At 38.0% G+C, this 14,505-nt stretch carries 12 protein-coding genes; all 12 read left to right on the forward strand.

Annotation, left to right across the window (positions count from 1 at the left end; genetic code table 11):
- The first annotated feature begins 338 nt into the window (after window positions 1-338).
- Window positions 339-1,433, forward strand: a complete 1,095-nt coding sequence (locus BWI44_RS06665; RefSeq protein WP_057318690.1) for an AAA family ATPase — start codon at window positions 339-341, stop codon at window positions 1,431-1,433.
- Between the two features lie 2 nt (window positions 1,434-1,435).
- On the forward strand, window positions 1,436-3,793 hold the full coding sequence (locus tag BWI44_RS06670; protein ID WP_073348161.1) for a S8 family peptidase: 2,358 nt from the start codon (window positions 1,436-1,438) through the stop codon (window positions 3,791-3,793).
- Between the two features lie 262 nt (window positions 3,794-4,055).
- A complete protein-coding gene (locus BWI44_RS06675) occupies window positions 4,056-4,229 on the forward strand; it encodes a hypothetical protein (RefSeq protein WP_087880416.1) in 174 nt (57 codons plus the stop codon).
- Window positions 4,230-4,615: 386 nt separating this feature from the next.
- Window positions 4,616-6,151 carry a DUF3945 domain-containing protein gene (locus BWI44_RS06680; protein ID WP_286812332.1) on the forward strand — a complete coding sequence of 512 codons (1,536 nt, stop codon included), beginning with the start codon at window positions 4,616-4,618 and terminating at the stop codon, window positions 6,149-6,151.
- Entirely contained in the window at window positions 6,148-6,336 is a 189-nt protein-coding gene (locus BWI44_RS06685) for a hypothetical protein (RefSeq protein WP_286812335.1), read from the forward strand. The genes BWI44_RS06680 and BWI44_RS06685 overlap by 4 nt, the downstream gene beginning before the upstream one ends.
- Window positions 6,333-8,414, forward strand: a complete 2,082-nt coding sequence (locus BWI44_RS06690; protein WP_286812336.1) for a type IA DNA topoisomerase — start codon at window positions 6,333-6,335, stop codon at window positions 8,412-8,414. Before BWI44_RS06685 ends, BWI44_RS06690 begins: the two co-directional genes overlap by 4 nt.
- Before the next feature lie 337 nt (window positions 8,415-8,751).
- Window positions 8,752-9,636, forward strand: coding sequence for a radical SAM protein (locus BWI44_RS06695; RefSeq protein WP_057318688.1), 885 nt, complete (start codon window positions 8,752-8,754; stop codon window positions 9,634-9,636).
- Window positions 9,633-10,052: a YwiB family protein gene (locus BWI44_RS06700; RefSeq protein WP_010803749.1), complete on the forward strand. Its 420-nt coding sequence runs from the start codon at window positions 9,633-9,635 to the stop codon at window positions 10,050-10,052. The genes BWI44_RS06695 and BWI44_RS06700 overlap by 4 nt, the downstream gene beginning before the upstream one ends.
- A gap of 12 nt (window positions 10,053-10,064) precedes the next feature.
- Window positions 10,065-11,408, forward strand: coding sequence for an asparagine--tRNA ligase (gene asnS, locus BWI44_RS06705; protein WP_117904551.1), 1,344 nt, complete (start codon window positions 10,065-10,067; stop codon window positions 11,406-11,408).
- Window positions 11,409-11,426: 18 nt separating this feature from the next.
- The gene (locus BWI44_RS06710; RefSeq protein WP_286812348.1) at window positions 11,427-12,272 is read left to right on the forward strand and encodes an RteC domain-containing protein; all 846 of its coding nucleotides are present in this window, start codon (window positions 11,427-11,429) and stop codon (window positions 12,270-12,272) included.
- 218 nt (window positions 12,273-12,490) lie between these two features.
- Window positions 12,491-12,850 carry a helix-turn-helix domain-containing protein gene (locus tag BWI44_RS06715; protein ID WP_057318916.1) on the forward strand — a complete coding sequence of 120 codons (360 nt, stop codon included), beginning with the start codon at window positions 12,491-12,493 and terminating at the stop codon, window positions 12,848-12,850.
- Window positions 12,813-14,505 (forward strand): bifunctional DNA primase/helicase (locus BWI44_RS06720; protein WP_286812351.1); only part of this gene is annotated, 1,693 nt, incomplete at its 3' end. The genes BWI44_RS06715 and BWI44_RS06720, both read left to right, overlap by 38 nt.

Below are 14,505 nucleotides of genomic sequence, written 5' to 3' on the forward strand. Positions count from 1 at the left end.
GGGCTACTTTGAGTGGATTTTCCAAACTACAAAAAGCTGCCCCAAATTATAGATTTCCGGGACGAGGACGGGAACGACCGGATGCAGGAAGAAATACAGGCAAATTACAACCGGGTCAAGCAAGAAGTCCAGCAGATTGTCACGAATGAAATGGAACGGATAAAGAACGACCCTGAATTGCAATATTTAATAAAGGAATAGTAGTTTATATCGTTTCGTTGGTGTTGTTATATCGATAATCGTGTTTTTATTTACGATATTTGATATATTTATATCAATATGCTTGTTTTGTATTACGAAAAATGCTACATTTGCCACATAATTGATTTTAATGGATTATGTACACAGAAATATTAAGAATAATAGAAGGGGGATTAGCTAAAGACACGAAAAAAGTCTATAGCTATTCCAAGTTACTTGCCGAAAAAATGGGCAAGGATGGAGATAGCAGGATGTCTAAAATGATTATGAAAGCAATAGAAAATAGAATGGCTACGACCATTACTATGGATGAATTGCTAACAACACCTGTTGACCAAGAAAGCCGATTGAGTATTGTAGATGTATCAGTCCCCTCGGTTGATAGTACGCCAATTGTTCTACCAAAATTGATAGATAATAAAATAGCAGACTTTATTAATGTTGTAAAACACCAAAGTCAGTTAATTCAAAAAGGAGTAGAAACGTCAAATTCACTACTTCTTTATGGGAGTCCGGGATGTGGAAAAACAACTATTGCTAAATATATATCTGAAAAAACAGGATTGCCCTTAGTCGTTGCAAGGTTTGATGCCATTGTGTCTTCCTTATTAGGGAATACAGCCAAGAATATTAGAAAAATTTTTGACTTTGCTGATCATAAACCTTGTATTTTATTTTTGGATGAATTTGATGCTATTGCGAAAGCAAGGGATGACCAATATGAATTAGGAGAATTAAAAAGAGTAATAAATAGCCTCTTGCAAAATATAGATTCTTTTGCAAAACAGAATATTCTTATCGCAGCTACTAATCATCCAGAATTGTTAGATAAAGCAATTTGGAGAAGATTTAATACGGTTATAGAAATAGGTGTTCCTCAAGATGAAGAGTTAGTTAGACTATTAAAAACTTTTGTAGATGATTTTAATACGGATTTTACGACTGATGAAAAAAAATGCGATAAAATAGCTAAATTACTTATTGGTAAGTCGCCATCTGATATAAAAACAATCATCAATAATGCAAAAGCTAAAATTGTTATAAGCAATAGAGATATTCTCCAATATGAAGATGTTCTGATTGAATTGTTTGAGTTTAACAATAGAGGTAATCTTACTGTTGACGGGTTAGTAGAATATTTGAATGACAATGGAGTTCCCCAAGCGGCTATTGCTGATAGGATGGGGATTTCTCTTAGACAAGTTCGCAATTATTTAAATAAACAATCATAGTTATGGCAAAAAATCTTCCTATTAAGTTCTTTCAAAAAAGACAAAAAGACGAATTAGATACGGAAGGTGGTAGTAGCAATAAGCCACCTAAATGGGTCAATCCTGAAACTGTATGTGAGAAATCAATACATTTTAGACAAGTGTTAAATGAAGTTGCAGAATCTTTGTCAAGAAAAGTGAGACGTAATAACTACGTTCCTTCTGTTGTAAAATTAAAGATGAATTCTGATGCCTTAGCTAAAACTTATCGCAGAGAAGTTGCAAACCTATTTAATGTAGGTAAGTTAAATACGATTGGAGTAAGTGGTGAAGATGAGGTTTTGGTTAAAATAGATAACAAAGATGATTTGCGAAGAATTTCTGATAAAATAGCATATGCAGAAATGAGCCATCCTACTCCTTCTGTTATCATAGGTATTTCTGCTATAATTAACATTGAAGAGTTTAAACCTCAAGTTAATGTAACACCTACTGCCGGAACAATATTGAAAGTCAAACTATTTAACTACTATGACAATTCTTTGAATAGTGTCTTAATTAAAGAATTTGAAAAGTATTGTAAAGAGCATAAGTTAAATTATAAAAGTGTTCCTTATTCTGGAGAACTGAATATTTACCGAATAGATGGTATCACTATAGACGCATTTAATGAAATAAAAGAATTTGATGGTATTCAATTAATATCAGAGATGCCAACTTATGATATTACTATGGATTCTGTTTCTGAAAAGAATAATATACCTGTAAAATATCCTAAAGCTGGTATTGAATATCCGGTAGTAGGAATATTGGATACAGGAATTGCAGATATAGATCATTTAAAGCCTTGGCTATGTGACGAAAGCATTACATACTATTCTAAAGAAGATGTAAATAAAAGTCATGGAACTTTTGTTGCAGGAGTATTATTATATGGAGATGAATTAGAGGGGGAAAATTATACTGGATTTGATGGGTGTAGGTTATTGGAAGCTATTGTAATGCCAGATACTTCAAAACAAAGTATAACTGAAGATGAATTGATATTTCAAATATGGGATGCTGTCAGTAGAAATCCTGATGTAAAAGTATGGAATCTTTCTTTAGGAACTAATAGGGAAGCTGATTTATATGAGTTCTCTGATTTTGCCAAGGCATTAGATGAAATACAAGAACAAAACAATGTTCTTATTTGTAAATCAGCAGGTAATTGTACTAATTTTAAATTGAATGCTCCGGTTGAACGAATAGCAAAATCAGCAGATACTGTAAGAGGTTTGGTTGTAGGTTCTTTAGCACATGATAAAAATAATACTGATATTGCAGAAAAAAATAATCCGTCTCCTTTTTCAAGAATTGGACGTGGTCCTTCACATTTAATAAAACCAGATGTAGTTCATTTTGGAGGTAACGTGGGATTAGATAGTTTCAATAATATTACAACAAACCCTGTTAAATCATTTTCGGTTTCAGGTCAAGTAGTTGGGAATGTTGGTACAAGTTTTTCAACGCCCAGAATAGCTGCAATAACTTCTGGACTTGATGCGATGCTAAATGAATCCTTTAATCCAAACTTATTAAAAGCTTTAATTATACACTCTGCAAAATATCCGGAGGAGATGAAAATGCAGATAGCTGATAAAATTAAATATACAGGATTTGGACTTCCTTCTAATGTTAAAGATATTCTTTTTAATGAACCTAATGAAATAACACTTATACTTCAAGATACATTAGAAAGAGGACATTTTATTGATATACTTGATTTTCCATTTCCTCAAAGCATGGTGGATGATGAAGGCTATTTTTATGGAGAAGTTACAGTTACATTAGTTACATCGCCTATTCTGGAGGTTTCACAAGGTGCAGAATATTGTCAGTCTAATATAGATGTTATGCTTGGCACATATGATGAAAAGATAGAACGTGATACTACAAAGCGAACTGTTAAGAATCCTATTGGTGCGGACGGAAGGCAAAATGTTTTAGCAATGGCAAATTATAGCAAAAAAGCATCCAAGGACATCACTTCTCCTTTTGCAACTGAACGAATGCTGGTTGCTTATGGTGATAAATTCCAGCCAGTCAAAAAATGGAGTGTAAATTTTGATGAATTTACGCCTGCTAATAAGGAGAAATTTCTAAAAGCACCTAAGAATTGGTATTTAAAGATGGAAGGATTGTATCGTCATTTTACAGAAGAAAAATGTGAGATGGAAGATAGAACACCAAGCCAAGACTTTTGTCTTGTAATAACCATCAAAGATACCAAAAAGAAAGGTAATATATACAATGAAGTTACTCAATTGCTTGATAATTTTAGTTTTATACATAGCAATGTGAAAGTTAAAGAAGAAGTACGAATCAGATTAAATAGCTAATAAACCAAGAAAAAACAATAAGCCTCAAAAGCGGGTAACTTTTAAGGCTTTATCATAGGAATGTTAAAACTATAGGAGTATTACAGGGTTGGTTACCCTTGCCATTCCTACTTTATTGAAAATCCAATATTACTGCAAATATAGTCATGTTTTCAATAAAACGAACAGATTGCAATATATTTCAATATTGGTTCGTCCTATCGGGAAAACTCATTACCCGTTATTAATGAGAATATAGTTAGTCATTTAAAAAAGAAATTTTATGGCACGAAATGGTAAAGTTGGCGATGGACATCGTAATGGGGCTGTAAGAGGAAGAACTCAAACCTTTAATCCTAAAACAGGTAATTGGGTTAAACGAAATTCCGAAACAGGAAAATTTATGGATGTTAAATCAGATGGTACTCCTTTTAAAGGAGTGACAAAAGAGAAATAGTTTTAATTTTGACGGCTGTCCAGTTTCTCTGGGCAGCCATTTTTTCATTTTATTAGGCTTAGAATATATGATAAGATGTTATAGTAATATTCCTTTTGTAATAATTTTATGGTACAAAACAATTAGTGATTTAAAAAGATACTTCTTTCTTAATCTCTGATTAAAAAAATTATTGGGATTTTAGCTATTAGTCAAAAAGCTACAATAGTGAGCAATGAACTTTAACCTCTTTTTCAATGATTGCAATATTTATTTGTCTGCCTGCGGACAAATGAAGCCAAACGAGGACTAATGAAGCCACCTATTCCCAAATCCTTAAATATACTCTATTTCATCCTTACTTTTACTTCCGAAATTTTTATTTACTCACTAAAATTCAAAACATTATGGATGTAAACACAGCCAACCAATCCACCACTGACGAACAGATGATGGATATTCTTCTTGTACTGGATAAGGAGAAAAAGACAATCAGCGCAGTAAAAGGCGTGGATGAAAACGGGGAACTCCAAACCGTACCACCGGAGAACAACAGCGAACTTCTGAAATTCGACCGTCACGGTGATTTCTTTTCCAACTTCTTTTCCAACATGATGAACCAGTTGAAGAACCCGACCCGTTTCAACTTCTTCAAAATCCCTAAGATTGAACTTCCCAAAATCGAGCCGATAATCAGGGATAACTTCAATCATCCGACACCCGAAAATGAAGCGGGCATAGAGCGTTACCGGGTAACACCTGAAACCGTGAAGCAGGAAGCGAAGAAAGAACAGCAGGAAACCCAAACCCAACAACCACAGCAGCCATCCAAAGAAACGGGAGCAACGGCGCAAGCACCGCAGCAACCCGACAAAAGTAAGTATGTGATTGACCCGGATAAAGTGGACTGGGAAGCCTTAAAGAATTTTGGTCTATCCAAAGAACAGCTTGAAAAGTCAAAAGCATTAGAACCCATGTTAAGGGGCTACAAATCCCCCGGAGCGTTTACCATTGCTGGAAACTACAATTCAGCCATTATGAAACTAGACGCACGTTTATCTTTCCGGCACGACAAAGACGGGAATGTAGTTTTGGCTATACACGGCATCCGACAAAAGCCGGAACTTGAACGCCCGTTCTTCGGACATGAATTTTCCAAAGAGGATAAAGCCAATCTTCTTGAAACGGGCAATATGGGACGCATAGTAAACCTGAAAAACTATATCACGGGAGAAATGATACCCTCTTTCGTCAGCGTGGATAAGGTAACAAACGAACTGGTTTCCATGCGTGCGAGCAGCGTCCAAATACCGGATGAAATAAAGGGTGCCAAACTGAACAAGGAACAACAGCAAGCCTTACGGGAAGGAAAAGGGGTATTCCTTGAAAATATGATTTCCAACCGTAAAAATCCCTTTTCCGCAACCGTTCAGGTCAATGCGGACAAGAAAAGTTTGGAATTTATCTATCCCAATGCCAAACAGTCACAGGAGCAAGGGCAGAAACAGACGCAGCAGAACAGCCTTGTCACCAGTGACGGTGTAACCATTCCCAAAAGCATTTCAGGAATAGAGCTATCCCGCCAGCAACAGCAGGATTTAGTCAATGACAAGACCATCTTTGTTGCCGGACTGAAAGACAAGCGAGGGGTCGAATACGATGCTTATATTCAGGTAAACCATGATAAGAAAAAATTAGGCTTTTACAGTGACAATCCCAGCTTTGACCGTTCCGCCGTAAAAGAGATTACTCCGGCAAGCAAGAACCGCACACAGATAGCGGTCAATTCGGAAGGCAAGACCAACGAAGCCACCAAGAAAGTGAAAGAACCTTTGAAAAAGGGTCAGGACAAGCCCACTGAAAAACAAAAGACCAAGCAGGATAAAAAGGAGAAGCAGGAGCAGACGGACAAACCCAAACAGAGCAGGGGACGCAAAAGATGATAGCGGTGTTAATCCTTATCCCGGTTGTCGGTTTCGCCCTGTTTACCCTTGTCTGTTACGAAACAGACTGGAAAACCATAGACGAGCAGAACCGACAATTTTATGTAGATGGTTATCACATCTATTATGACCGGAAAATCCTAAAACAAAAAGAAGTGGAACAATTAAAATCAAAATTAGAATGATTGCAGTAATCGGAGAAAAACCAAGCGTGGCAAGGGATATTGCTCGTATTTTAGGAGCGAGTGAAAAACAGGATGGCTATCTTTCAGGTAACGGGTATCTCGTTACCTGGGCGTTCGGCCATCTTGTAGGTTTGGCAATGCCGGAAGCATACGGCATACAGAGTTTCCGCCGGGAAAGTCTGCCTATTATCCCGGATAGTTTTCAACTTACCCCCCGACAAGTGAAAGCGGAAAAAGGGTACAAGGCAGACCCCGGCGCATTGAAACAACTAAAGGTAATCAAAGACGTATTCGACCAGTCGGATAAGATAATTGTCGCCACCGATGCAGGGAGAGAGGGAGAACTTATCTTTCGCTACATCTACCAGTATATCGGATGCAACAAGCCCTTTGTCCGTTTATGGATAAGCAGCCTTACCGACAAGTCAATCCGTGAGGGACTGCAAAACCTGAAAGCCGGTAGCCTGTATGATAACCTTTTCCTTTCGGCACAGGCACGCAGCGAAGCGGATTATTTGATAGGAATTAATGGTACACAGGCTTTAAGTGTGGCAGCCGGACAAGGTATTTTTTCTTTGGGACGGGTACAGTCGCCCACGTTGACGATGATATGTACCCGCTTTTTAGAGAATAAGAACTTTATCCCGCAAAAGTATTGGCAACTGAAATTACAGACAACTAAGGACAATGTAACTTTTACGGCACTATCCACAGAAAAGTACGATATGCAGCAGCCCGCCATCGACACGCTGCAAAGGATAAAGGAAGCGGAAACAGTACAGGTGAAAACCGTAGAACGTAAGGAAGTGAATCAAGAACCGCCCTTGCTTTATGATTTAACTTCACTCCAAAAAGAAGCGAATACGAAACTGAATTTTTCCGCAGACAAAACCCTATCCATCGCACAAAAGTTATACGAGGGTAAACTAATCAGCTACCCCCGAACCGGAAGCCGTTATATCTCACAGGACGTGTTCGAGGAAATCCCGGAACGTCTTGTTAATTTGGAACAATACGCCCGTTTTGCCGGGTATGCAGCCGGAATGAAAGGTAAAGCCTTAAATTCCCGTTCCGTGAACGATGGCAAGGTAACAGACCACCACGCCCTGATAGTAACGGAAAACCTGCCCGGTAAACTGGAAACAGACGAACAGGCAATCTATGAACTGATAGCCGGAAGAATGTTGGAAGCCTTTTCTGAAAAATGCGTCAAAGACGTTACCAGTGTAACGCTGGAATGTGCGGGGTCGCTTTTCACGGTCAAAGGGTCTATAATCAAGTCCGCCGGATGGCGTGCCGTATTCGGCGAGAAAGAGGACGGGGAAGATAACGCCACTTTGCCCGCCATGCAGGACGGAGATAGTTTACCGCTTTCCGATATTGAATTACTGGAGAAACAGACCAAGCCCAAGCCGTTACACACGGAAAGCAGTTTGCTTTCTTCAATGGAAACAGCAGGTAAGGAACTGGAAAACGCCGACCTGAAAGCCAGCATGAAAGATACGGGTATAGGCACGCCCGCAACACGGGCAGCCATCATCGAAACGCTGTTTTCTCGGCAGTATATCGTCCGGGAGAAAAAGAACCTTGTCCCGACCGAGAAAGGTCTTGCCGTTTACAATATCATCCGGGACAAGAAGATAGCAGACGTTGAAATGACGGGAATGTGGGAAAATACGCTTGCCAAAATAGAAAGCGGCGAAATGAACCCCGATACGTTCCGTAAAGGCATCGAAGTATATGCACGGCAAATCACGGCTGAACTTTTGGACGTTCAGCTTTCTTTCGCTTCGGGTAGTGGTTGCATTTGCCCCAAATGCAAGACCGGACGCATCCTTTTCTATCCGAAAGTCGCCAAATGTTCCAATGTGGATTGTTCCGTTACCATCTTCCGCAACAAGAGCGAAAAGCAACTAACAGACAAACAGATTACCGAACTGGTGGCTACCGGGAAAACCGGGCTAATCAAAGGGTTCAAGAACAGGGATGGTAAAGTCTTTGACGCTTCACTTGCCTTTGACGGGCAGTTTAATGTTACTTTCGTGTTTCCTGAAAAGAAAGGCAAGCCGAAGAAATAGAATGAAAATCATTATATTTGCCACAGAAAGTTTCATTATAGATAGATTATAATTGAATTTTTTGTGGTTGAAGCACCCGGAGGGACACCGGGTGCTTTTTATAAATCTTCTCTACATCACCCTATAAATATACCATTCCCATCTTTTTTTATTTTTTTTCGCATGTAACTATCTGATACGCAAAAATAGTTACCCCTTTGTAACTGTCTAACGTTTAAGTAACTTCTTTTTTTATACTAAGTATATTTGTAACTTTGCCATCGAAAAAGAAACTAAATAACAGTTGATATTCTACTGTTTTTGGTCATTGTTTACATAAATAAAAGGAGAAATAATTATGCATTACACAGGAACTATTTGGAGACCGCCTTATGAGGCATACTCCCTTTTAATTCAAGTTACAGCAGGATGTACTCACCATTCATGCAAGTTCTGTACTCTTTATGAAGACTTGCCTTTCAAGTTTCGAATGTCACCGTTCGAAGAAGTTAAATCAGATTTGAAAGAAGCTAATCACTACTATAAAGATGCAGACAGAGTATTCTTTACAGGGGCTAATCCTTTTGTACTTAGTGTGGATAAGCTCAAAACATTGGCGAAGATGGTACATGAATATTTTCCAAACTGTCAGAGCATCGGTTGTTTTGCAAGAATAACTGATGTTAGCCAGAAATCCGTCAAAGACTTGCAAGAGTTGAAAGACCTCGGTTATGATGGAATTACGTTTGGAATTGAAACGGGAGATGATGAAGCACTTGTTTTTATGAAAAAGGGATATTTGTCTAAAGATATTATCGAACAATGCAAAAAGTTAGAAGAGGTGGATATGAGCTACAATTTCTTTTATTTGACTGGCATTTCCGGTTCAGGGAGAGGGGAAATTGGCGCAAAGGCAACTGCGGAAATCTTCAACCAACTTCACCCACAAATCATAGATGCTTCCATGCTAACCATCTATCCAACCTCTCAGCTATTTCAAGAAATTCAAGCAGGAAATTGGAAAGAGGAAACAGAGATTGAAAAATTGCAGGAGCTAAAAACACTGATTCAGAGCTTGACGGTAAATGCAAGGTTTGCTACTGATGGAGCTTCTAACTTAATCCAAGTCCGTGGTAACTTAAAAACAGATAAGCAAAAGATGGTTCATTTTTTGGAACAACAAATCCATAATCAAGATGAATCTTATTTGCGGCAATACCGTGAGAACTTGCCTCATTTATGAAAAAGGATGTTAGAATAATCGTTCAAAATATTCAACGGTATGACGACTATACGGATAAAATAGTAACTAATGCCATTGGAAACTATTCACGTTCCGGTAGTAGTCATTCTGTTTTATACCGAGAATTATGTGCAGGAGGACATGTTGTTGAAAACCGACTGATAATCAATCCGGAAAAAGCTAATTTATATCGTACAGGGTCGATTTTTACTGAAATGTCTTTCCTAAATGGGGAATTAACGGAATCGGATTATATCACTGCTGATGGAGATATTAATATAAAAGTAAGGACATTGCTTTATCAGCTTAAAATATATGATGACCGCATTCGTGTTGAATTGAATTATGATTTATTTCTTAATGACAAGTTTACGTCTAATAATGCTCTTATTATAAGTATTAGAGATATTGCATAAAAGAATAATGTTATGAAAATAAGAATCGTAGATTTATTAAAATCAGATATTTATGGAATTGATGTCTATGTGAGAGGTTGGGTTCGTACGCATCGGCAGAGTAAAAATATAAGCTTTATTGCTTTAAATGATGGCTCTACTGTACACAATCTTCAAATTGTGATTGAACATGTAAAGTTTGAAAAGAACATGCTAAAGACTATTACTACAGGAAGTTCAATCGGTATAAAGGGCAAATTTATCCGGTCTGCCGGAGGTAAACAACAAGTAGAAGTAATAGCCGGAGATATTGAAGTATATGGAATAGCAGACCCACAGGAATACCCCTTACAGAAAAAGGAACATTCTTTAGAATACTTACGGGAAATAGCTCATTTACGCTTACGCACAAATATTTTTGGCGCAATATTTCGTATGCGCCATAATATGGCTTTTGCCATACATCGTTATTTCAATGAAAGAGGATTCTTCTATTTCAATACTCCTATAATAACAACATCTGATAGTGAGGGAGCAGGAGAACTCTTTGAAGTCAAAACGGAATTAAAAGATGATTTTTTCGGTTCCCCAGCCAATTTAACAGTTTCGGGACAATTAGAGGGCGAGCTTGGTGCGTTAGCATTGGGGGCAATTTATACCTTTAGCCCGACCTTTAGGGCAGAAAATTCAAATACATTCCGTCATCTTTCCGAATTTTGGATGATTGAACCGGAAGTTGCCTTTAATGATATTAACGACAATATGGATTTGGCAGAGGATTTTTTGAAATATCTAATCCGTTATGCACTTGAAAATTGCGAAAGTGATTTAGCTTTTTTAAATGACAACGTAGATAATGGTTTAATGGATAAATTACATTTCGTTGCAAATAATGAATTTATGCGTTTGCTTTATTCTAAAGCTATAGAGATTTTACAAGAATCCGGGCGTCAGTTTGACTACCCTGTAAAACCGGGAATTGATTTATGTGCTGAACATGAACGTCATTTGGTGGAAGAATATTTTCGCCGCCCTGTGATTGTTACAGATTATCCTAAAGAAATAAAAGCATTCTATATGAAACAGAATGAAGATGGAAAAACAGTTCGTGCAATGGATGTATTATTTCCGAAAATTGGGGAAATCATAGGAGGTTCTGAACGGGAAGCCGACTATACAAAATTGTTGCAGCGAATGAAAGAATTGAATATGAATACCGAAAAACTGTGGTGGTATCTTGAATCACGCAAATTTGGCACTGTTCCCCATTCAGGCTTTGGATTGGGTTTTGAACGGTTGATGCTGTTTATTACAGGCATGACAAACATTCGGGATGTTATTCCGTTTCCACGTACACCCCGAAATGCAAATTTCTGATTATAACGAAATTCAATCATGCAAGATTATATCAATGAAATATTGCATCGAATAAATGAAGAAGTGGAGTTGCTTGGCATTGATGAAAATGTCTGCGTGGAGGATGCTTTGCATATGATAGATGTCATACGACCTTTATTCGATAACTTGCGGAGCATGACTGTAAAATATGAATTTCAGAACGAAGATGAAGAAATTCATTTCTTTAAAGATATAAAGCCTGACATTCTTAGTCGGTATTTATACTTTTACAAAATAACAAGAATTGAGATGAAACGTCCGATTGGCAGTGATGATGTACAACGAGAGTATCTTCATTGCCAATTGGATAATTTAAAATATTTCTTTGACCAAAATCTTGATTTCTACCAATATTATCGTTCGAAAGCAACCCACTTAGATTCTTATTACTTTGTTCGGTATAAAGCGAATTTTAGATTGTGTGTTGATAGCGCATTTTTAGATAAAGACCCAGCCTTTTCTACTGGATATGATTACAAAGTAGCTAAAATTTTGTCGAATGAAATGCTACGAATATATCTCAATAGACAATTACAATTGTTAGACAGGAAAATGCAAATATCTAAAATACGAGCGGCACTTTCTGACTTTAATCTGAAATGGACTGGCTCTAAATCAGATGCAGTAGAGTTTGGATATGGACTTGTTGCTATTGCAACACTCAATAATGGAAATGTGACAATAAAAGAAATCATGGCTTTCATTGAAGCAGCTTTTGATATAGATTTAGGAGATTATTATCGAACATATCTAACTCTCAAAAACAGAAAGAAAAATCGAACTGCCTTTTTTACATCAGTAATCGAACAACTGTTAAAGCGAATGGAATCGGACGAATTGTAATAAAGATATTTAGTCCACATAAAAACTACCAAGTAATTACCAACTTGGTAGTTTTTGTTTTTATACGATTTAGATATGAAATGCGGCATTTTCGGGTAATAACACCCTGCTTTTGCTACTGAAAAAGAGAAAAATAAATATTCACCAACTTGGTTATACCTTGTAATTTTTATCTTTTGAAACCCGCCATCTTTGCAGCAAATCAATTAGTTAGCGAAATGGAGATAATAACATTTGAGTCAAAAGCCTATAAGGAATTAGACAACAAGATTACCGCTATTGCCGATTATATATTTAATCACACAGAAGCGGAAAGTACCAATGAGGATGAAATTTGGGTGGATAGTTACGAGGTCTGCACATTTCTAAAAATCAGTGACCGGACATTACAACGCTTGCGGACAGCCGGGACTGTCACTTATTCCAATATCAAGGGACATTATTTCTACAAGATTGGAGAAATAAAACGATTATTGGAAGAACGCCTGATTAAACGAGATAAGGACAGTATTAACGACCTGATAACCAACCACCAGTTATATGTTAAGGAAAGAAGAAATATTAGAAAGGACAAATAATGGGTTATCCGTGTTCAAGCATTACATATCCGGTAATTGGCGGATAGGACGCAATTTTTTAAACCCGCTTTATGAGGATAACAAAGCGTCCTGTAACATCTATTTCGACCGCCGAAGTGGTATCTATAAGATGAAAGATTTCGGCAACGACAGTTATAGCGGTGATTGTTTCTTTTTCGTGGGACAACTTAAAGGGCTGGACTGTAACAATTCAATGGATTTTGTGGAGATACTGGAAACCATAGACCGGGATTTAGGATTGGGACTGGCAACAGGTAATCCGATACCAGTTACCCGTACTTCTTTCCATATAGTAAATGATATGCCGGAAGAAACACCTGAAAAGGAAAGCAAACCCTACCAGTTCAGGGAACAGAAATTTCCGCTTGCTGAATTGATGTACTGGCAGCAGTATGGTATCACACCGGAAGTATTGGAACTTTATAAGGTGTGTTCCTTACGGGACTTTCAGAGCGTAACAGCGGATGGAACACCGTTCACTTATACTTCATCCGTAACAGAACCGATGTACGGGTATAAGAACAAACGGTACATAAAACTGTACCGTCCGTTCTCGAAAGCCCGTTTCCTCTATGGTGGCAATTTCGGGGAAAACTATTGTTTTGGATTAGAGCAGCTACCCGCAAAGGGTGATACACTGTTTATCACAGGCGGAGAAAAGGATGTCATGTCATTGGCGGCACATGGTTTTCATGCTATCTGCTTCAACAGTGAAACGGTGATTATTCCGCCTACGCTGATTTATAAATTGACGTTCCGTTTTAAGCATATCATCTTATTATATGATACTGACAAGACGGGAAAGGAAAGCGCACGCAAACAGGAAAAGCAGTTGGAAGAATTTGGAATAAGACGGTTACTTCTACCGCTTCCTGGAACAAAAGAAGAAAAAGATATTTCTGATTATTTTAAGGCAGGAAATACCCGTGAAGATTTCCTGAAATTGTTTATCGAATTTTTAGATAACCTATATAGTGATACATTGATTATGCTTAAATCGTGCGAAATAGACTTCAATAATCCCCCGGCAAAAGCGCAAGTAATAATTTCTGCCGGGGATGTTCCATTGGGAACACAAGGAAACCTGTTTGGTATTACAGGCGGCGAGGGAACAGGAAAGAGTAATTATATAGCTGCCATGTTAGCGGGCTGTATCTGCCAACCGGATAAGGAAATAGATACGCTCGGCATACAGATAGCTGCCAACAGTAAACACAAAGCGGTATTACTCTATGATACGGAACAGTCCGAAGTGCAACTGTTCAAAAATGTAAGTAACCTGCTGACACGTGCTAAGCAACCGAACAAACCGGAAGAACTGAAAGCATTCTGCCTGACGGGTATGTCCCGTAAAGAACGCCTGCACGCTATCGTACAAAGTATGGATAAATTCTATTACCAGTATGGCGGCATCCAGTTGGTAGTTATTGACGGCATCGCCGACCTTGTAAAGAGTGCCAATGATGAAGTGGAAAGTGTGGCAGTGATAGATGAACTATACCGACTGGCAGGAATTTATAATACCTGTATTCTCTGCGTGCTGCATTTTGTACCCAATGGATTGAAGCTGCGGGGGCATTTAGGTTCGGAATTACAACGTAAGGCGGCAACTGGAAAATCCACTCAAAGTAGCC

This window comes from Bacteroides sp. Phil13 (assembly GCF_001940965.1).
In the GTDB taxonomy this organism is placed as follows: domain Bacteria; phylum Bacteroidota; class Bacteroidia; order Bacteroidales; family Bacteroidaceae; genus Bacteroides; species Bacteroides intestinalis.